The following is a 19,958-nucleotide window of genomic DNA, read 5'->3' as shown; positions in this document are numbered from 1 at the left end:
CCATCGCACATCGACGACATCGCACCCATGCCACCCGTACTTCACTCTGTGCTACTACGCTGCGCGTTCGGCCTGCTCATGCTGGCCTGTTCCGCTCCCCTCTTGGCTCAACAGCCCACCGCAGTGATCGCCGCTCGGGCTTCACTGATGCCCTGGTCCGACCCGCTGTCGTCGCTGGGCACCCTACGCGCCGACGAAAGCGTGACCCTCTCCGCCACGGTGACCGAAACCGTGCGCGAGCTGAATTTTCAGGATGGACAGGCCGTGGTGGCCGATCGGCTGCTGGTGCGACTGGCCGACGACGAAGCCCAAGCCAACCTGCGTGCCGCCGAGGCGCAGCGTGACGAAAGGCGCAATGCCGTGAATCGCCTTTCTCAACTGCAGGACCGCAACCTTGCACCACGCGCCGATGTGGAGGACGCCCGGGCACGATTGCGCCAGATCGAAGCGGAAATACAGGCGCTCGAGGCCCAGCTCGCCGACTACCGCATTCATGCCCCCTTCGACGGCGTAGTGGGCTTTCGCAACGTCAGCGTGGGTACCCTGGTCACCCCTGGCACGGAACTGGTGACCCTGGACAAGCTGGACGTCATGAAACTCGACTTCACGCTGCCCGAGATCGCCCTGGGCCAGATCGCCCCCGGCCTGCCGCTGACGGCCACCAGCGCGGCCTATCCGGACACCATCTTCGAAGGCGAGATCGCCAGCATCGGCACCCGGGTCGACCCGACCAGCCGCAGCGTCACGGTGCGGGCCGAGCTGGACAACCCGGCGCTACGGCTGCGCCCCGGCATGCTCATGAACGTCGAGGTGCTGCGCGAGCCCCGCGAAGCGCTGGTGATTCCCGAATCGGCACTGATCCCGGAGGGGCGCCGCCAATACGTCCTGGTTCTCGACGAGGCCGACCAGTACCGCGTGGCCCGCCGCGAGATCGCCATCGGCGCTCGCCGCGAGGGCGAGGTGGAAGTTCTCGACGGGCTGAGCGCAGACGACCTGGTGGTGGCTCATGGCACTGAGCGAGTCCGCGACGGACAGCCGGCCCGGCTGCTCGGCATCCTCGACGACGACACCAGCGTGCCTGAGCTGCTTCGCCAAGACCGCGAGCGCGATGCCATCAACGACGAAGAGGTAGGCGGCTGATGCGTCTGTCGGACATTTCGGTCCAGCGGCCCGTACTGGCCACGGTGCTGGCCGCACTGATCGTCGCCTTCGGCCTGTTGGCCCTGCAGCGCTTGCCGCTGCAGGAGTATCCCACCATCGATCCCCCCATCGTCAGCGTGAATACCGAGTACCCGGGCGCATCGGCCAGCATCGTGGAAACCCGCATCACCCAAGTGCTGGAAGACCGCATCGCCGGAGTCTCCGGTATCGAGGCGATTTCGTCGTCCAGCGAGGATGGAGACTCCAGGATCACCATCGAATTCGGCCTGGACCGGGACATCGACTCGGCGGCCAACGACATACGCGACCGTGTCTCGGATGCCATGGGCAACCTTCCCGAAGAAGCCGATCCGCCCGAGGTCGAGAAAGCCGATTCCAGCTCCGATGTGGTGCTGTGGCTCGCATTGACCGGCGACGGCTACTCCATGGCCGAGCTGACCGACTATGCCAACCGCTACCTGGTCGACCGTTTCTCGGTGCAGAACGGGGTATCGCGAGTCATCATCGGCGGCGGACGCGACTACGCCATGCGAGTATGGCTGGACGCCGACGCCCTGGCCGCCCGCGAGCTCACCGCCGGCGATGTCGAAGATGCGCTACGCGCCGAGAACGTCGAGCTTCCGGGGGGGTCCATCGAGTCCGATTCGCGCCAGTTCATCGTGCGCTTGCCGCGCGGTTTCTCGACCCCCGAGGACTTTCGTCAGTTGGCACTTGCCGAGGGCGGCGACGGCTATCTCGTGCGACTGGGCGACGTGGCCCAGGTGGAGATCGGCGCCGTGGAAGAACGCACCATCTTCCGCGGCAACGGCGTACCCATGGTCGGACTGGGCATGATGAAGCAGTCCACCGCCAACGTACTGGAGATATCCGACGGAGTGCTGGCGGAGATGGAGCGTATCCGGGACACCCTGCCCGATGGCATGGACCTGCGCCTGAATTACGACTCCTCGGTTTTCGTCTCGGGGGCCATTTCCCAGGTGGTACAGACACTGTTCATCGCCATGGGACTGGTAGTGGTGGCCATTTTCGTCTTTCTCGGCAACCTGCGTACCACGCTGATTCCCGCGGTCACCGTCCCCATCGCCCTGATCGGCACCTTCGCCGCGTTGTCCGTGATGGGCTTCACCATCAACCTGCTGACGCTGCTCGCCCTGGTGCTCGCCATCGGGCTGATCGTCGATGACGCCATCGTGGTGCTGGAGAACATCCACCGCCGCATGCACGACCACGGCGAGACGCCGCTGGTGGCGGCGTTCCGCGGCACACGGCAGATCGCCTTCGCCGTCATCGCCACCACCCTGGTGCTGATTGCCGTGTTCGTGCCGCTGAGTTTCCTGCAGGGCGATATCGGCCGGCTGTTCTCGGAGTTCGCCCTGACGCTGGCCGCTTCCGTAGCCATTTCCAGCCTGTTGGCGCTGACGCTGACACCGATGATGGCTTCGAAGATTCTCCGCTCGGGCATGACCGAAGGCCGCCTGGCCCGCGCCGTGCAATGGGCCCTGGAACACTCTCGCTGCGTGTACCGCCGCCTGCTGGAACGCGTCCTCAAGTTGCGCTGGCTGGTATTGGCGCTGTTCCTGGGGATCGTTGGCGGCATGGTCTGGCTCAATGAGCAGTTGCCCAACGAGTACACGCCCAGCGAGGACCGTGGCAATTTCTGGGTGCTGGTCAACGGCCCTCCCGGCGCCACCTACGATTACATGCTCGACTACATGGACGAGATCGAGACCCGTCTGCTATCGATGGTCGACGATGGCGACATCGAAAAGGTCGTCGTGCGCGCCCCGCGCGGCTGGGGCAACATCGAGACCTTCAACAGCGGCTTCGTCATCGTCAACCTGGCCGACTGGGGCAGCCGTCGCGACGCCTGGGCGATCATGGACGATGTCCGCCAACAGCTCGCCGACCTGCCCGGCGTGCGCGCCTTCCCGGTGATGCGACAGGGGTTCGGCGCCAGCGTGGAGAAGCCGGTGCAGTTCGTGCTGGGTGGCGGCACGTACGACGAGCTGGCCGAATGGCGGGACACCCTGATTGCCCACGTTCGTGAACACAACCCCCGCATTACCGGCCTGGAAAGCGACTACGAAGAAAACCAGCCCCAGTTGCAGGTCGACATCGACTACCAGCGCGCCGCCCAGCTGGGCGTTACCGTCAGCGAGATCGGACGAACGCTGGAAACCCTGCTGGGCGGGCGCACCGTGACGCGCTACGTCGACGACGGCGAGGAGTACGACGTCATTCTCGAAGGCGAACCCGGGGCCCGTCCCAGCCCCGCCAGCCTCGAGAGCCTGCGCGTACGCTCCGAGCGCAGCGGCGAGCTGATAGCGCTGGCCAGCCTGGTCTCCATCAGCGACTTTGCCGGGCCCAGCACCCTCAACCGCTTCAACCGGCTGCGAGCCATCACCATCCAGGCCGACCTGGCCGATGGCTATGCACTGGGCGAGGCGCTCAGCTACCTGGAAGACACGGTGGCCGAGATACTGCCCGCCGAGGCCCAAACCGACGTGAAGGGCGCCTCACGGGACTACCAGGAAGCCAGCGGCGCCACCGTCTTTCTTCTCGGGATGGGCATTCTCGTGGTCTTTCTGGTGCTGGCCGGGCAGTTCGAGAGCTTCGTGCACCCCTTCGTGATCATGCTCACGGTGCCGCTGGCGATCTGCGGCGCCCTGCTAGGGCTCTACCTGACCGGACAGACCCTGAACATCTACAGCCAGGTCGGCCTGGTGATGCTGGTGGGCCTGGCCGCCAAGAACGGCATCCTGATCGTGGAGTTCGTCAATCAGCTGCGCGACCAGGGGTATGCCTTCCACGATGCCCTGGTGGAAGCCGCCGTGACCCGCCTGCGCCCCATCGTCATGACCGCCGTGACCACCATGGCGGGCGCCGTTCCGCTGATCCTTTCCGGCGGTGCCGGCTCCGAGACCCGTCTGGTGATCGGCACGGTGATTCTCTGCGGCCTGGCGGCCGCCACGCTGTTCACCCTGTTCGTAGTGCCGGTGGCCTACGATCTGCTGGCACGCCGCACGAGCTCGCCTGGCGAGGTGGCACGCCGCCTGGAGCATGAAATGGGTGATGCGCCGGCCAGCCATTGACGGTGCCCGACCGTCGCGCAGGGCGGTTCAGTGATCGAGCGGCAACGGCAGCACTCCAAGTACCAGCTCGTCGATGGGCACGGGCCGGCTGTAGAAATAGCCCTGGAAGGAGTGACAGCCCCGTCCCTTGAGCCACTCATGCTGCTCGGCGGTTTCCACGCCCTCAGCCGTGACTTCGAGCCCCAGGCTGTTGGCCAGGGTGATGGTGGTTTCGACGATGGCAGCGTCCACCGGGTCGTCGAGCAGGTCGTGCACGAAGGATTGGTCGATCTTGAGCTGATGCAACGGCAGACGCTTGAGGTAATTGAGCGACGAGTAGCCGGTTCCGAAGTCGTCCAGCCCGAAGCGAATGCCCAGCTCGCTCAGCGCCGTCATGGTATCGCGAACGCGTTCGGGATCGTCCATGAGCAGGCTTTCGGTCACCTCCATGATCAATCGCTCGGGACGTGCCCCGGTCTCATCGAGCAAGCGCTCCACCTGGGCCACGAAATCGGCCTGCTGGAACTGCACGGAACTCACGTTCACCGAGATCGTCAGCGCTTCGGTCCGCTTCGATTCGGACCACCTCGCCAGCTGACGGCAGGCGCTCTGCAACACCCAGTGGCCGATGGGCAGTATCAGTTGGCTGGACTCGGCCAGGGGTATGAACACCCCGGGCGAGACCATGCCGCGTCGGGGATGATGCCAGCGCAGCAGCGCTTCCACCCCAGTGACATGGGTGTCGCCATCGACCTGCACCTGATAGTGCAGAGCCAGCTCGTCACGCTGCAGCGCCTGATGCAGGTCGGCTTCCAGATGCACCCTGGCCATCACTGCCGACTGCATCTCGCTGCTGAAAAAGCGCAGAGAATTGCCCCCCGCACTCTTGGCCTGCTGCAGAGCGATATCGGCCTGCTGCATCGCCATGTCGACGCTGGCCTCCCTGCCACTGAACAGGGTGATACCGATGCTGCCCGTGGTGGGCAAGCCGCTACTCTCGACGTCGCGAGCATCCAGAATGGCAGCGAGCAGCTTTTCCGCCACGCGTTCGGCCGCGCTCGCTGCACGCGACATGTCCTCCCCCAGGTCGTGGAGCAGCAGCACGAACTCGTCGGCTCCCAGGCGAGCCAGGGTATCGCTCTCGCGAACCGCCTCGCTGAGCCGCTCGGCCACTCGGTGCAAGAGCTCATCACCGCGATGCAGCCCCTGAAGATCGTTGACCACCTTGAAGTTGTCGAGATCGATGAACAGCAGCGCCGCATAGTGGTTGGAGCGATGGACGGATTTGGTGACCAGCTCCAGATGATCGAGCAATTGCCGACGGTTAGGCAGTCCGGTCAAGGGGTCATAGAAGGTCAAACGGTGGTTGTGCGCCTGTATCTCGCGATAATCGGTAATGTCGGTGGAGATCCCGCACAGCGACTGGATGTCGCCCTGATTATTACGTAGCGGCATCTTGGCGGAGAGGAAGGTGAAGGCTCGGCTGCCGTCCTTGAAGATCTTGACCTCCTCGGTCACGACCTTCTCTCCCTGGTCGATCACGCGCAGGTCATTGCGGTGCAGACTGGCGACGGTCTCGGCATCGAAGAAATCGCTGTCGCGCTTGCCGATCACCTGCTCGGCCGGTAGTTCGAGGAATTCGCATACCTTGCGGTTGGCGTACTCGTAGCGCAGGTCCGGCGTCTTGATGTAGATGTAGGCCTCCACGCTGTCGAGGATGGTCGACAGGCGGTCCTTGACCTTTTCCAGGTCGGCCGTGCGGGAGGCCACGCGACGCTTGAGCAGGAGGTTCCCTCCCAGTGCGACGGCCAACAGCAGAACGAGCGCCGCCATGCCCCACCACACCACGGGTGGCACCAGCGCACTGCCCGATGCGGGCCCGCGCCAGCGCTGCAAGGCGGCATAGTACGGCGAGTCGCCATCGGCCTTCCAGCGCTTCAGGTACTCGTCGATGCGCGCCAGTACCTGCGCTTGCCGTCCGCCGCTACTGGCATAGAACAGCCGTGCCGGCTGGAACATGATGGGCGTACCGCGCAGGCCATACTCCGAGCCCTGCCAGCCACCGAAGAAGTGGTTGCTGACCGCGACATCGGCCTCGCCATCTTGCACCGCTTCGAAGGCCGCAGAGTAGCTCGGCACCTCCACCCAGACGGCACCCGCATCGAAGCTATCCAGCAGTTGCTGCAGGTAGTCGTGCTGCATGGAACCTTGCAGCACGGCAATGCGTTTGCCATCCAGGTCCATCGCCGTCTCTACCCTCTCGCCGCGGCCCTGGTATGCCTGCGACCAGCTGTGCAGCGCCGGCACCCGATGAAAATCCAGACGTTCGGCCCGCTCTTCGCTCCAGCCGACATCGGGTAGCAGGTCGATCTCGCCGCGTTGCAGGGCTTGCAAGCAATCCTGCCACTGGCAGGCGATAGGCTCCAATTGCCAACCTTCACGGCTCGCCATCGCTGCAAGCAGATCACCCAGGATGCCCGACACGCGCTCGGCCTCACCCAACTGCAATTTGGGGGGGTTGTGATAGATTCCGACGCGCAGCGTTTCGCCGGCTACCGTCAACGGCAGAGCCAGCAGCGCCACAAACATCGCTCCTTGTCGCAGGCGCGACAGGCTAGCAGGAGGAAAGGGCATCCCGTCACCAATCCGAAAAGTCCCCCACACTTATAGCAGATTGTGCCGATTTACCACACCGGGGACATTAGCGGCATCCAACAGGCTCCCTCTTCGCTACTGAGTCATCTCATACAAGCAAGCGATCATATACTTTAGTCCAATCAAGGCATTCCCACCCGAGAGTCATGGAACGACGACGAACCCGCCATTGACCGGGGGCAGCACGAAAAAAACCAACCTCGAAGCGGTCCCTAGCTCTACCACACGCCTTCACAAAGCGCTTTGAAGATTGTATAAAATATAAAACCATATACTTGGCTCTGCACTCGCCCAGTTGCCAGGACGCGATCAACGACAACAGGTGCCCCATGAAACGTGTACATGTGATCGACAGCCACACCGGTGGCGAACCGACGAGACTGGTCATGGAGGGTTTTCCCGCACTGCCTGGAACGACCATGGCGGAAAGACGTGATGACTTGTGCAATAACCATGACAGATGGCGTCGTGCCTGCATGCTCGAACCGCGTGGCCACGACGTGCTGGTCGGCGCGCTGTATTGCGAACCACAATCGCCGGATGCGAGCTGTGGCGTCATTTTCTTCAATAACTCGGGCTATCTGGGCATGTGCGGGCACGGCATCATCGGGCTGGTCGCCTCCCTGCACCACCTCGGCAAGCTGTCGCCCGGATCGCACCAGATCGACACACCGGTAGGGCCAGTCAGTGCCACCTTGCATGACGACGGCGCCGTGACGGTTCGCAACGTGCTTTCCTGGCGCTATCGCAAGGACGTCACCGTCAATGTTCCCCGTTTCGGTCCAGTCCAGGGCGATATTGCCTGGGGCGGCAACTGGTTCTTCCTCGTCAGCGATCACGACCAATCCCTGACACTGGACAATGTTGACGCGCTGACCGATTTCACCTGGGCCATTCGCCAGGCGCTAGAGGCGCAATCCATCACTGGCAAGGGCGGTAGCCTGATCGATCACATCGAGCTGTTTACCAGCGATACCTTGGCGGATAGCCGCAACTTCGTGCTCTGCCCCGGCAAGGCCTACGACCGCTCTCCCTGCGGCACCGGGACCAGCGCCAAACTCGCTTGCCTCGCCGCGGACGGCAAGCTGGCTCCCGGAGAGCCATGGACACAGGCGAGTATCACCGGCAGCCAATTCAAGGGTTACTACGAGTGGGAAGGCGACGCCATTCGCCCCTACATCAAAGGGCGCGCCCACCTGAGTGCCGATACCACCCTGCTTATCGATGAGCAGGATGACTTTGCCTGGGGAATCACCCCCTTGTGAGCCGACACTACCGGCCCACCGCCAAGGCAAGGCCGGTATCTACCAGCCCCTCAAGCACAGATGAAGGGGCTCCGACCACCGTGCAACGACATGACACACCGTGAAGGACCCGACATGAACGACAACATCTTTACTGGATGCATCCCTGCCCTGATGACTCCCTGCAATGCCGACCGTCAGCCGAATTTCGATGCCTTGGTGACAAAGGGCCGGGAGCTCATCGATCTCGGCATGAGTGGCGTGGTGTACTGCGGTTCCATGGGTGACTGGCCGCTGCTGACCGAAGCCCAGCGTCAGGAAGGCGTCGCACGGCTGGTCGAAGCCGGTATACCGACGATCGTCGGTACCGGTGCGGTCAATTCCAAAGAGGCGGTATCTCACGCCGCTCATGCCGCCAAGGTTGGTGCCGACGGTCTGATGGTCATTCCTCGCGTGCTGTCCCGCGGCACTTCCGTGGCTGCTCAGAAAGCCCACTTCTCGGCCATTCTCGAGGCTGCTCCCAAGCTGCCGGCAGTGATCTACAACAGCCCCTACTACGGCTTTGCGACTCGCGCCGACCTGTTCTTCGAATTGCGCGCCCGCCATCCGAACCTGATCGGCTTCAAGGAGTTCGGCGGTGCGGACGATCTGCGCTATGCCGCAGAACACATAACCTCCCAAGACGATGAGGTCACGCTGATGGTCGGCGTCGACACCACGGTCTTTCATGGCTTCGTCAACTGTGGCGCAACCGGCGCCATCACCGGTATCGGCAACGCTCTGCCGAGGGAAGTGCTGCACCTGGTGGCATTGAGCAAGAAAGCCGCTCAGGGCGACGTCAAGGCACGCCGCCAGGCGCTGGAGCTGGAAAGGGCGCTGCAAGTGCTCTCGTCCTTCGACGAGGGGGCGGACCTGGTGCTCTATTACAAGCACCTGATGGTACTCAATGGGGACGAGGAGTACTCCCTGCACTTCAATGAGAGTGACGCACTCAGCGACGCACAACGCCACTACGTGGAAACGCAATATCAGTTGTTCCGCACCTGGTACCGCAACTGGCTGACCACGCTCAACGCAGAGTAATCCCCTACGCACCGTCGTCCGCAACGCACTTGAGCCCCTGGGGACGCCTGCTTGCCGACTCGAGACTGGCACGCCCGGCCGGCAGGTGCATGCCCCTTACCGACTCCCCGCTTATCAAGGAGACGATCATGACATTGGAAGGCAAGATGCTGATCGGCCAACAGGCCATAGCAGGAACGCAAGATCCCATCCATGCCATCAATCCGGCCACCAACGCGCGTCTCGATCCAACCTACCCGGGCGGTAGTCGTGAAGACGTTGGACGCGCCTGCGCACTGGCCTGGGAAGCCTTCGACGAGTACCGCGAGACCACGCTGGAGAACCGGGCGGGCTTCCTCGAGACGATAGCCGATGAGATCGAAGCCATCGGCGACACCCTGATCGAGCGCGCCGTGGCCGAGACCGGCTTGCCACAGGCGCGCATTCGAGGCGAAAGCGGCCGCACCTGCAACCAGTTGCGCCTTTTTGCTCGCACCGTGCGTGCCGGCGAATGGCTGGACGTGCGCATCGATCCGGCCCTCCCGGAACGCCAGCCACTGCCGCGCGCCGACCTGCGCCAGCGCCATGTGGCTCTCGGTCCGGTCGCCGTGTTTGCCGCCAGCAACTTCCCGCTGGCCTTCTCGGTAGCGGGGGGAGACACCGCTTCTGCTTTGGCCGCCGGTTGCCCGGTGATCGTCAAGGCCCACTCGGCCCATCCCGGCACCAGCGAGTTGGTCGGAAAAGCCATTCGGGCAGCCGTGACCAAGAGCGGATTGCCACAGGGTGTCTTCTCGCTGATCTTCGGCGCCGGCCGCGAAGTCGGCCATGCCCTGGTGATCGACGCCAGGATCAAGGCCGCTGGTTTTACCGGTTCACGTAGCGGCGGCCTGGCCCTGTGGCAGGCGGCACAATCTCGCCCGGAGCCGATCCCCTTCTACGCCGAGATGAGCTCCATCAACCCAGTATTCCCGCTTCCCGCGGCGCTCGAAGCACGCGGCAAGGCCATGGGCGAGGCCTTCATCAGCTCATTGACCATGGGGGCAGGCCAGTTCTGTACCAACCCGGGTCTGGTGATCGCGATAAAGGGGCCGGAACTCGATACCTTCATTGCTGCGGCGAAGGAAGCCGTGGAGGCCAGTGCTGCGCAAACCATGCTGACGCCCGGCATCTGCGAGGCCTACGCAGGTGGCGTCAACGCCTTCGCCAACAGCGGCCAGGTCCGCGAGATTGCACGCGGCCAGCAGGGCGACGCCCCCAATCAATGTCAGGCGAGCCTGTTCGCCACCGCAGCCCGTGATTTCATGGCCAGCGAGGCGCTACAGGCCGAGGTCTTCGGTTCGACCTCGCTGATTGTGGAGTGCAACGATAGCGCCGAGCTGAAGCAGGTCGCCGAACACCTCGAAGGGCAACTGACGGCAACCCTGCAGATGGAGGCGGATGATACCGACGCTGCACGCGCCCTGCTGCCAACACTGGAGCGCAAGGCAGGCCGGATTCTCGTCAATGGCTGGCCAACTGGCGTTGAGGTCTGCGACAGCATGGTGCACGGCGGCCCATTCCCGGCCACATCGGACTCGCGCACGACTTCCGTCGGCACGGCAGCAATCTTCCGCTTCCTGCGCCCCGTCTGCTATCAGGATCTGCCGGAGGCGCTACTGCCGGAAGCGCTGCATACCAACAATCCGCTGTCACTCAATCGCCTGGTCGACGGCCAACGCGAAGAACAGTAACCACTGCCCCGAGCTGCTGCCAGGCAGCAGCTCGGGCATGACTCGCGGCCTCGCCGGCCGTTCGTGCCCGTCTTCCTGTCTCATCCCAGCCCTCTTCACAGCGCTATGCCCACCCGCATGGTATGCGCCCGGCAGTGATCTAACCTGCTCTCCTACCTCAGGAAATGATACCGTGTTTGCCACATGGACATTTATTGCAGGTTGTATACAATATGCATTGTGACGATTGAGGGGCATGGGCAATGGCTACTTACAAGACACGGGCACAATTTGTCGCCGACGACCTGCGCCAAAGGATTCTTGGCGGCGAATTCCAGGGCGGCACTCAGCTGCGTCAGGATGCCCTGGCCCGGGATTATGAGGTCAGCCGCATTCCCGTACGTGAAGCCCTGCTGACCCTCGAGTCGGAAGGACTGGTGGAATTTCACGCACACCGTGGTGCCTTCACCACGGAGCTTTCCGTCAGCAAGATCCGGGAGCTGTTCGAGCTGCGCGTATTGCTCGAAACTCACGTTCTCCGGCGTGCCATTGCCAACCTGACCGAAGCAGACCTGGACGAGGCCGAGAGCATTCTGATCAAGTATGATGAGGCGCTGAATTCCGGTGGTGAAATCGGCAACTGGAGTGAATACAACTTTGCCTTCCACAAGGCACTGTATGCGCCCGCCAAGCTGCCCGAAACCATGGCACTCATCAGCCAGCTGAATACCAAGTCGGACCGCTACATCCGCATGCAGCTGCTGTATACCCAAGAGATAGAGAAAGCCGAGAAGGAGCATCACGGCCTTCTCGACTTTGCTCGCCAGGGCGATGCCGACCAGGCCTGTGCGCTGTTGGAAACGCACATCCAGGAAGCCTGCGAAGGTATCGTTGCCGTGCTGGAAAATCGAGCCAAGACCATGATGCAGCAAGCCTGACGTCGACGCTCCCTCATCACCTCACGGTTCGCACGCCCGCGACGGTAGCACTGCCAGCCGTTGTCGGCGAGGCGTGCATGTCGGCGGCTCGTAGCGTTCTCACGCCCCTTGTATCCGCTCCTTCGCAGTCCTGCTCATAAATAGAGGGCCTTGTACGGACTCTCATACCCGCCGTGCGGTCGTCTCCTCTCTGCTCTTGCGTTCTTCTCGTTTTCGTCGCGCTTTCAGCCCTTCCCCGCTCGCTCTAATACCCGTTTGGCCATCTGTGACGGATAACGCCATCGACCTCGACTTTAGTCGAGGTTGTGCTGCACATTCGCGTATCTTATATTTTATACAATCTTCAAAATAGCAGACGCCGCCGGGACACCTTCCCCAGAGACGATGTCCCAGCTGCCCGGATGACACTCAGGCTGCAGCCAGACAACGAGGCCCCATGCCCGATAGCAAAAACGCCATTAACTCCGCTACCGATAGCCAATCCACCGATGCCGATATCGTCGTCGTCGGCGCGGGCATCGTAGGCGTAGCCTGCGCCCTGGCATTGAGCCGTGAGGAACAACGAGTCCTGGTGCTGGACGAGGAAGAATCCGGCATGGGGGCTTCCTGGGGCAATGCCGGGCACATGGCCACCGAGCAGGTATTTCCGATTGCCGATGCCTCGATTCTGACGCACTTGCCCCGCATGCTGATGGACCCCATGGGCCCCCTGCGCCTGGACTGGCGGTACTTACCTCAGGCATTGCCCTGGTTCAGCCGCTTGCTGTGGAACCTGAGACCCAAACCTTACTGGGCCAGCGTCGCGGGTATTCGCGCCCTCAATGAGCGTAGCCTGGGCGCCTGGCAGCACCTGTTAGCCAGCCTCGATCGATCCGAGCTGCTGAAGGCAGACGGCTCTTTCCTCGTCTATGAAAAACCGGAATCCCAGGATCTCATCACCGCCCTGTGCTCGCGCATGTCACATCAGGGTGTAGACGCCGAGGCCTGGCACGGCGAAGCCATCCGCGAGCGGGCACCGAAACTGTCGGAACGCATTCTCGGTGGGCTCTTCTTTCCGCGTACCGGGCACGTCGTGGATCCCGGGAATGTGGTCAACACTCTGATCGCGGCCGCCAAGCATCACGGCGCCATTTTCGTGCGGGAACACCTCGCCACGGCGGAAACAACGGCGCAGGGCGTAAAGCTTGTTACCCATAGCGGCAAACGTATCGATACACGCAAAGTGCTATTGGCAGCCGGCGCACACTCAGCACCACTGGCCAGACAGCTCACCGGCGTCAAGGTGCCACTGGATACTGAGCGTGGCTACCACCTGATGCTTCCGAAGGAGCAAGAGCGCCTGCCGGTTGCAGTCACCTCTTTTGAGCGCCGCTTCATCATGACCCCCATGGCAGAGGGCTTGCGTCTGGCAGGCACCGTTGAGTTCGCCGGTCTCCAGCGCCCCGCCAGAATGCAGCGTGCCTGGCAGCTTCACCGCTTGAGCCAGGGGCTCTTCAAGACCGACCTCGACGTTTCTGATGCTACGCCCTGGATGGGTTTCCGCCCTTCCCTTCCCGACTCGCTGCCCATCATCGACAGCGTCAACGATGGCAAGGTGCTGCTGGCTTTCGGCCATCATCATCTTGGGCTGACCCAAGCTGCCATCACCGCCGACATCATCTCCCACCTGACCAACCACGGAGAGCGCAGCAAGAAAAACACCAGCCATTCACTCCCTGATCTGATGCCATACCGACTAAACCGTTTCTCTTGAACGCAACTCGAAACCACTTCAAAACAACTCACAAGGAGTAATCATGTCTTTGCAGACGGGTACCACGAGACTCCCCAGCATGGCCGAAGTCCTTGCTGTCATGATCGGCTTCATTGCCATCATGTTCTTCAGCATCAACGTGCTGAACCTTCCCATTCAGCTTGCACTCTTCGCATCCTGGTTCTTGGTCATGGCCTTGGGAGTAAGGCTCAATATCTCATATGAAAACATGCAGAGTGGCTTGATTGATGGTATACACAATGGTATGGAAGCCGTGCTTGTGCTAACCACGGTGGGCGCTCTCATTGGCACCTGGATTGCCGGGGGCATTGTTCCCAGCATCATCTACTATGGTCTGTCGGTCATGAATCCGCAGATCTTCTTGTTCGCTGCCTTCATTATCTGTGCCCTGACCTCGCTATCGACCGGCACCTCTTTCGGCACGGCCGGCACTGCGGGTGTTGCCATGATGGGTATTGGTCACAGCTTCGGCATCCCTCTTCCCCTGGTAGCCGGCGCTGTCATCTCCGGCGCCTATGTCGGCGACAAGATGTCTCCACTTTCCGACACGACGGTCATGACGGCATCGCTGTGCAAGGTGAATCTTGTGGATCACATTCGCTCGATGTCGTTGGTCAGTGCACCGGCCATCCTGATCGCCTCGGTTCTATTCATTGTCGTTGGCTTTTTCTATGTCAGCGATAGTGTCGACACCTCTCGCACAGCCATTGCCATGCAGGCACTGGACAGCCACTTCACTATCAGCCTGTGGTTGCTGCTGCCGGCAGTCGTCGTGATCGCGCTGTTGACTCGTCGTTTTCCTGCCATTCCCGTCATCACCTTCGGCGCAGTGCTTGGCATCATCTGCGCCTGGCTGGCACAGGGAGTCAGCCCTGTCGAGGCCATCCGGGTCGCCTATGTCGGCAACGCCATGCAATCCGACGTGGAGTTTCTCAATACCCTCCTGAATCGAGGTGGTATCGCCTCCATGCTCGGCGTTGTGGCCCTGATCCTGTTTGCTCTCGGCCTCGGCGGCCTGATGGAGCGAGTCGGCATTCTGAAAGCCATCAGCAACGGCTTCCTGCGCTGGGCCAATAATCCCGGACGATTGACTGTCTCCACCATGCTTGGCGGTTTCTTCGGTAACTTCTTCGGTGGCGCGGCCTATGTCTCTCTGATCACCGCCAGCACCATTACCGAAAAGAACTACGACGATCAAGGCGTGGATCGCCGGGTTTTATCACGCAACGCCGAAGCCGGCGGCACCATTACCACTCCAATGGTGCCCTGGACCGATGGCGGCGTGTTCATGGCCACGACTCTGGGCGTTTCCACTCTCGGTTATCTGCCGTTCCTCTGGTATCACATGCTGGTTATCGCCATTACCATCTTCTACGGCTACGCCAACATAGCTATCTGGCGCACTGCCGACAATAGCGACAACATCTCATCTTCATCAGCTGCTAGAAGCCTCCACACGAGCTGATAACTCAAACTCGATCACCATGATTCCATGTAGCAAAGAAGTTCCTGATGCACAGGGCTTCTTTGCTTCATATCGGCCCTGGAAAAATATTCCTTGCATTCACCGCAGAACGCGGCACGGGCTGCCCCTCCCGGCACCGACCGGTAAGACATGACGATCGGGGCTGGCCGCAACCGCCCTTGGGCCATTGCTCACATACAAAGGAGGCCGCCGATCATGGATCGGCGGCCTGGGGCTTGCGTCAGTGCGGCCCGCGGGCCAAGGCTTACTTGGCCTTGGATGCGGTTTCCATGACCGTCTTGGTCGCAGTCTCGGTGGCCTGGGGCCTTCTTAGGCCTGATTGACACCGCTCACGGTCAGCTTCAGGCTTTCCTGGACTGCATCTGCGGCAGAACCACAACCTTCTCGGCATCGCTCTTCAGACGCTCGGTGAGCTCCTTAGCGACGGCCTGCAGGCCTTTCAGGTTGCTCTTCATGTCTGCGGCGTCTTTGGCCTCAACCAGGCTGCGCAGCTGCGCCAGGAGGGCGCCTCTACCAGTTGCCGGTCGAGCTATAAAAAGAAAAAGCCGCTGAAATCAGCGGCTTTTTTCTATATTCGTGGCGGAGGGGGAGGGATTCGAACCCTCGAAGCCTTTCGACTTACACACTTTCCAGGCGTGCTCCTTCGACCACTCGGACACCCCTCCGCATTGTGGTTCCCACGCCTGGCTGAAAACGCCTTTGTGCGTCAGAACGGCGCACATGCTATCGGCTTAAGTGCGCGATTGCAAGCCGTTTTCCGGACGGCTCGGCTCATCGAGCGGGCAGCACGACGTAGTCACCGCGGGCTTCCAGGCAGAGGGTATCACCGCACCACAGGCGCTGCACCAAGGCGATACGGCCCTTGCCGCGGGCCTTGAGCTGCTTCTCCAGCAGCGCGGGGCCGGCCTCGCTTTCCGGCGTGCAGATCAGCCGGTAGTCGCCGGTAACCGGAGCCAGAAAGCGTTGGCTGGCCTCGGCCACGACCACGTCGCGGGCGTATCCCAGTCTACGCAGTCGCAGCGTGGTCCAGCACCAGCCAAGCAGCGTGGTCTGGGCGGTGAGCGCCCCACCGAAGCCGGTGCCCTTGTCGTTGAGATTGGGGGCCAGCGTCACGTCCCAGCTCAGGGCATCGTCCTCCCGCTGCATGGCGAGAATGCCGAGATGCTCGACCAGCGGGATGGCCTCGGTCAGCCAGCCGAGAAAAGTTGCCAGGTCATCTGCTTGCCCGGTTGTCGGCAGCGGTAGACGTGGGTGGGGGACGCCGATTTCGCGCATCGCTCAGTTCCAGTGCTCGACGAAATCGGAGATGCGCTGCTCGGCGACCGGCTTGTGCCGCCCGCCGGGCTGTCCGAGGTAGACGAAGGCAACGATCTCGTCGTGCTCCCCGAGTCCCAGCCCCTTGCGCACAGTAGGATCGAAGGCGTACTTGCCGCTGCGCCACATCGCCCCCAATCCCTGGGCATGGGCGGCCAGCAGAATGCCATGGGCAGCGCAGCCTGCGGAAACCACCTGTTCCACCTTGGGCACCTTCGCCACGTCCGGCGTGACCTTGGCGATCACCGCGATGATCATCGGCGCCCGCCGTGGCTTCTTGCGTGCCGCCTCCAGCACGCTGTCATCGGCATGGGGATCTTCGCGGTACTCCGCCTCGGCGTAGAGCTCGCCCAGGCGCTCGAGCCCCTCGCCGGTGAACTCGATGAAGCGCCACGGCCGCAGCTCGCCGTGATCCGGCGCGCGCAGTGCTGCGCGGTAGATGGCCTCGAGCTGCTCGGGACTCGGCGGCGGCCCCATCAGCTTGCCCATGGAGCTTCGCTCGTGCAGCAGGTTCATGGCTTCCATGTTGCTCTCCTCTCGGTCTTGTCGGGCACTCTACCCAAGGCGCTACTGACGCGCCAGGCGCAGCGGCTGGGGCGGGCGTTCGCCGGGAGTCGCCCGCCAGGGACTGATGTCAAGCCCACCGCGTCGCACGTAGCGTGCCAGCACCAGCAGCCGTTCGGGCCGAGCACGCGCCATCAGGTCCATGAAGACATGCTCTACGCAGTGCTCGTGGAAGTCCTGATGCTGGCGATAGCCGATCAGATAGCGCAGCAGCCCCTCGCGATCCAGCTTCGGGCCACGATAGCGGATCAGTACGCTCCCCCAGTCGGGTTGGCCGGTGACTGGGCAGTTGGACTTCAGCAGATGCGAATGCAACGTCTCTTCGACGACCTCGTCGCCCACGCCGATCACTTCGGCACTCGGCGTATAGGAGGGCACCTCGATGTCCAGATCATCGAGACATTCGCCCGGTAGCCGCCGAGGCATGAGTGCGTCGTCGTCGACGCCGAACAGCTCGACCGAGACCGGCGCGCCGGCTGCCATGGACAGGTCGTGTTCGAGCGCCTCGAGCACGTGCTCGCGGCTGGCGAAACGGCTCTGGTTGAACCCGTTGAGGTAGAGCTTCCACGACTTGGACTCGATCAGATTGGGCGACTCGGCCGGCAGACGGAAACGCGCCACCGCCACTAGCGGCTTGCCCCGGTCGTTTAGCCAGGACACCTCGAAGGCGTGCCACTCGTCCTCGCCGACGAACGGCAGTCGACCTTCTTGGATGCCCAGCGGCACGCGGTTGGCCGCACGCGGCATGGGGTAAAGCAGCCCGGCATCGTAGCGCTCCGGGTAGTCGGTTTCGCGCCCCAGCGGAGCCTGTTGCAAGGTATTCGGACGTTTGCGGTTCATGATTCAGCTTCTGATGCCTTTCCCGCTCTCCAGCATCCACAGGGCAATGGAGAAAAGAATGAGGATGAAGACGACGATGGCCGCCAATGCCCAGCCCACGGGAATGTCCGAGACGCCCAGGAAGCCGTGACGGAAAACGTTGACCATGTAGAGGATGGGATTGAGCAGCGAGACACCCTGCCAGACGGGCGGCAGCAGCGAAATGGAATAGAACACCCCACCCAGGTAGGTCAGCGGCGTGAGCACGAAGGTGGGCACGATGGAAACGTCGTCGAACTTGTCGGCAAGCAGCGCATTGATGAAGCCACCGATCGAGAACAGCGCTGCAGTGAGCACCACCACGCCGACGGTGAGCAGCGGGTGGGCGACATTCAGGCGAGTGAAGAAGAGCGACACCAGGGTGACGATCAGCCCCACGCCCAGGCCGCGAGCCATGCCGCCCAGCACGAAACCGGTGAGGATCACCCAGTTGGGCATCGGCGAGACCATCATCTCCTCGACCGAGCGCTGGAACTTGTTGGAAAAGAAACTCGATGCCACGTTGGAGTAGCTGTTGGTGATCACCGCCATCATGATCAGCCCGGGCACGATGAAGTCCATGTAGGTGAAGCCGTCCATCTCGCCGATACGCGAGCCGATCAAGCTTCCGAAGATGATGAAGTACATCGACATGGTGATCGAAGGCGGCAGCAGGGTCTGCGGCCAGATTCGCGTGAAGCGCTTGATCTCCTTGAGGACCAGCGTCCACAAGGCGATGGCGGTCTGGGTGGGACTCATGTGCGCACCTCCAGCGACTCCGCCTCGTTCGTCATGGCCCCGCTACCCCGCTCCACCATCGACACGAACATCTCCTCGAGGCGATTGGCACGGTTGCGCATGGAGACGACTTGAATCCCCCTTTCGCTGAGCGTTGCAAAGAGGTCGTTGAGCCGCTGGCCGCGATGCACCACCACGGCGAGCTGTGCCGGCTCCACGCGACTCACCTCGAAGCCCTCGATGTGCGGCACCGACTCGACCGGGCGTGCCAGATCGAGCAGGAAGGTTTCGGTATTGAGCTCGGAAAGCAGGTCGCGGACGCTGGTGTTGCGAACGATCTCGCCGTGATCGATGATCGCTACCTGACGACACAGGCTTTCCGCCTCCTCCAGATAGTGAGTGGTGAGGATGATGGTGGTGCCCTCATCGCGGTTGATGCGGCGCATGTACTCCCACATGCTGCGGCGCAGCTCGATATCCACCCCGGCAGTGGGCTCGTCGAGAATCAACAGCCTGGGCCGGTGCATCAACGCCCGGGCGATCATCAGGCGGCGCTTCATGCCCCCGGAGAGCATGCGCGCACTGCCGTTGCGCTTGTCCCACAGCCCCAGGTCGGTGAGCAGTTCGCGAGCACGCGGCAGTGCCTCGCGCCTCGGCATGCCGTAGTAGCCGGCCTGTGCGAGCACGATGTCGAGCACCTTCTCGAACTGATTGAAGTTGAACTCCTGAGGCACCACGCCCAGATGGTACTTCGCACGAGCGAAGTCCCGATCGATGTCGATGCCGAATATCTCGACCTTGCCGGCCGTTTTCTGCACCAGCGAGCAGACCACCCCCAGCGTCGTCGACTTGCCGGCACCGTTGGGCCCGAGCAGGGCGAAGAAATCGCCCTGCACGACATCCAGATCGATACCCTTCAGGGCATGAAAGCCGTTGCCGTAGACCTTGGTCAGCCCACGGATCGACAGCGCCGGTTCAGCCATGCGAACTCCTCGCAACGGATGGATCGAAGCGGACATGCCGCAAAGGCATGGAACTATGGGGGCGGGCCTGCACCACTTCAAGGCGGTGCGGCATACCGCTCGATGCACGTGCAACATCACCGCGCGACGAGGTGGCGCAGCGCATGAAAGGACAGCGAGTGGCGTCCCATAGGGGGTTCGAACCCCTGTTACCGCCGTGAAAGGGCGGTGTCCTAGGCCACTAGACGAATGGGACGAAGAGGAGATTGGAGCGGGAAAGGAGATCGATCTGACCGGCGCACCGGCTCATGATCCTAGCCTTGGCCCGCAAACGCTGGCATAAACGTTGGAGCGGGAAAGGAGATTCGAACTCCCGACCCTCGCCTTGGCAAGGCGATGCTCTACCACTGAGCTATTCCCGC

Annotated in this window: 14 protein-coding genes and 3 tRNA genes; 8 read left to right on the top strand and 9 right to left on the bottom strand. The window is 62.4% G+C overall.

Features of this window, described 5'->3' with window-relative positions:
- Nucleotides 1-27: 27 nt before the first annotated feature.
- Nucleotides 28-1,140 carry an efflux RND transporter periplasmic adaptor subunit gene (locus BLP96_RS00840; RefSeq protein ID WP_089682118.1) on the top strand — a complete coding sequence of 371 codons (1,113 nt, stop codon included), beginning with the start codon at nt 28-30 and terminating at the stop codon, nt 1,138-1,140.
- The gene (locus BLP96_RS00835; protein ID WP_089682117.1) at nt 1,140-4,253 is read left to right on the top strand and encodes an efflux RND transporter permease subunit; all 3,114 of its coding nucleotides are present in this window, start codon (nt 1,140-1,142) and stop codon (nt 4,251-4,253) included. The genes BLP96_RS00840 and BLP96_RS00835 overlap by 1 nt, the downstream gene beginning before the upstream one ends.
- 27 nt (nt 4,254-4,280) lie before the next feature.
- On the opposite strand, the gene BLP96_RS00830 is transcribed toward BLP96_RS00835, so the two are convergent.
- Nucleotides 4,281-6,821 (bottom strand): EAL domain-containing protein, encoded by a 2,541-nt coding sequence (locus BLP96_RS00830; RefSeq protein WP_089682115.1) that lies wholly within the window; start codon nt 6,819-6,821, stop codon nt 4,281-4,283.
- 395 nt (nt 6,822-7,216) lie between these two features.
- Between BLP96_RS00830 and BLP96_RS00825 the strand changes: the two genes are divergently transcribed.
- From BLP96_RS00825 to nhaC, 6 genes are all read left to right on the top strand, one after another.
- Complete coding sequence (locus BLP96_RS00825; RefSeq protein ID WP_089682113.1) at nt 7,217-8,152, top strand: 4-hydroxyproline epimerase; 936 nt, start codon at nt 7,217-7,219, stop codon at nt 8,150-8,152.
- A 114-nt stretch (nt 8,153-8,266) separates the two neighbouring features.
- On the top strand, nt 8,267-9,214 hold the full coding sequence (locus BLP96_RS00820) for a dihydrodipicolinate synthase family protein (RefSeq protein WP_089682112.1): 948 nt from the start codon (nt 8,267-8,269) through the stop codon (nt 9,212-9,214).
- A gap of 128 nt (nt 9,215-9,342) precedes the next feature.
- Nucleotides 9,343-10,923, top strand: coding sequence for an aldehyde dehydrogenase (NADP(+)) (locus BLP96_RS00815; protein WP_089682110.1), 1,581 nt, complete (start codon nt 9,343-9,345; stop codon nt 10,921-10,923).
- Nucleotides 10,924-11,165: 242 nt separating this feature from the next.
- Nucleotides 11,166-11,840: a GntR family transcriptional regulator gene (locus BLP96_RS00810; RefSeq protein WP_089682108.1), complete on the top strand. Its 675-nt coding sequence runs from the start codon at nt 11,166-11,168 to the stop codon at nt 11,838-11,840.
- Between the two features lie 436 nt (nt 11,841-12,276).
- Complete coding sequence (locus tag BLP96_RS00805) at nt 12,277-13,593, top strand: NAD(P)/FAD-dependent oxidoreductase (protein WP_089682106.1); 1,317 nt, start codon at nt 12,277-12,279, stop codon at nt 13,591-13,593.
- 43 nt (nt 13,594-13,636) lie between these two features.
- Nucleotides 13,637-15,079 (top strand): Na+/H+ antiporter NhaC, encoded by a 1,443-nt coding sequence (gene nhaC, locus BLP96_RS00800; protein ID WP_089682104.1) that lies wholly within the window; start codon nt 13,637-13,639, stop codon nt 15,077-15,079.
- A 598-nt stretch (nt 15,080-15,677) separates the two neighbouring features.
- On the opposite strand, the gene BLP96_RS00795 is transcribed toward nhaC, so the two are convergent.
- The 8 genes from BLP96_RS00795 to BLP96_RS00760 form a co-directional block, all read right to left on the bottom strand.
- Nucleotides 15,678-15,765, bottom strand: a tRNA-Ser gene (locus tag BLP96_RS00795).
- A gap of 106 nt (nt 15,766-15,871) precedes the next feature.
- A complete protein-coding gene (locus BLP96_RS00790; RefSeq protein ID WP_089682102.1) occupies nt 15,872-16,375 on the bottom strand; it encodes a YiiD C-terminal domain-containing protein in 504 nt (167 codons plus the stop codon).
- A 3-nt stretch (nt 16,376-16,378) separates the two neighbouring features.
- Nucleotides 16,379-16,939, bottom strand: coding sequence for a nitroreductase family protein (locus BLP96_RS00785; protein WP_089682100.1), 561 nt, complete (start codon nt 16,937-16,939; stop codon nt 16,379-16,381).
- A gap of 42 nt (nt 16,940-16,981) precedes the next feature.
- Nucleotides 16,982-17,818, bottom strand: a complete 837-nt coding sequence (gene queF, locus BLP96_RS00780) for an NADPH-dependent 7-cyano-7-deazaguanine reductase QueF (protein WP_089682099.1) — start codon at nt 17,816-17,818, stop codon at nt 16,982-16,984.
- Between the two features lie 3 nt (nt 17,819-17,821).
- Nucleotides 17,822-18,595, bottom strand: a complete 774-nt coding sequence (locus tag BLP96_RS00775; protein ID WP_089682097.1) for an ABC transporter permease — start codon at nt 18,593-18,595, stop codon at nt 17,822-17,824.
- Nucleotides 18,592-19,557: an ABC transporter ATP-binding protein gene (locus BLP96_RS00770; protein WP_089682095.1), complete on the bottom strand. Its 966-nt coding sequence runs from the start codon at nt 19,555-19,557 to the stop codon at nt 18,592-18,594. Before BLP96_RS00770 ends, BLP96_RS00775 begins: the two co-directional genes overlap by 4 nt.
- 159 nt (nt 19,558-19,716) lie before the next feature.
- Nucleotides 19,717-19,792 (bottom strand) — tRNA-Glu (locus BLP96_RS00765).
- Between the two features lie 91 nt (nt 19,793-19,883).
- Nucleotides 19,884-19,958: transfer RNA gene (locus BLP96_RS00760), tRNA-Gly, on the bottom strand.

This window comes from Billgrantia gudaonensis (assembly GCF_900100195.1).
GTDB lineage: Bacteria > Pseudomonadota > Gammaproteobacteria > Pseudomonadales > Halomonadaceae > Halomonas > Halomonas gudaonensis.
Note: the sequence above shows the minus strand (reverse complement) of the source record. Positions and strands in the feature narration are given on the sequence as shown.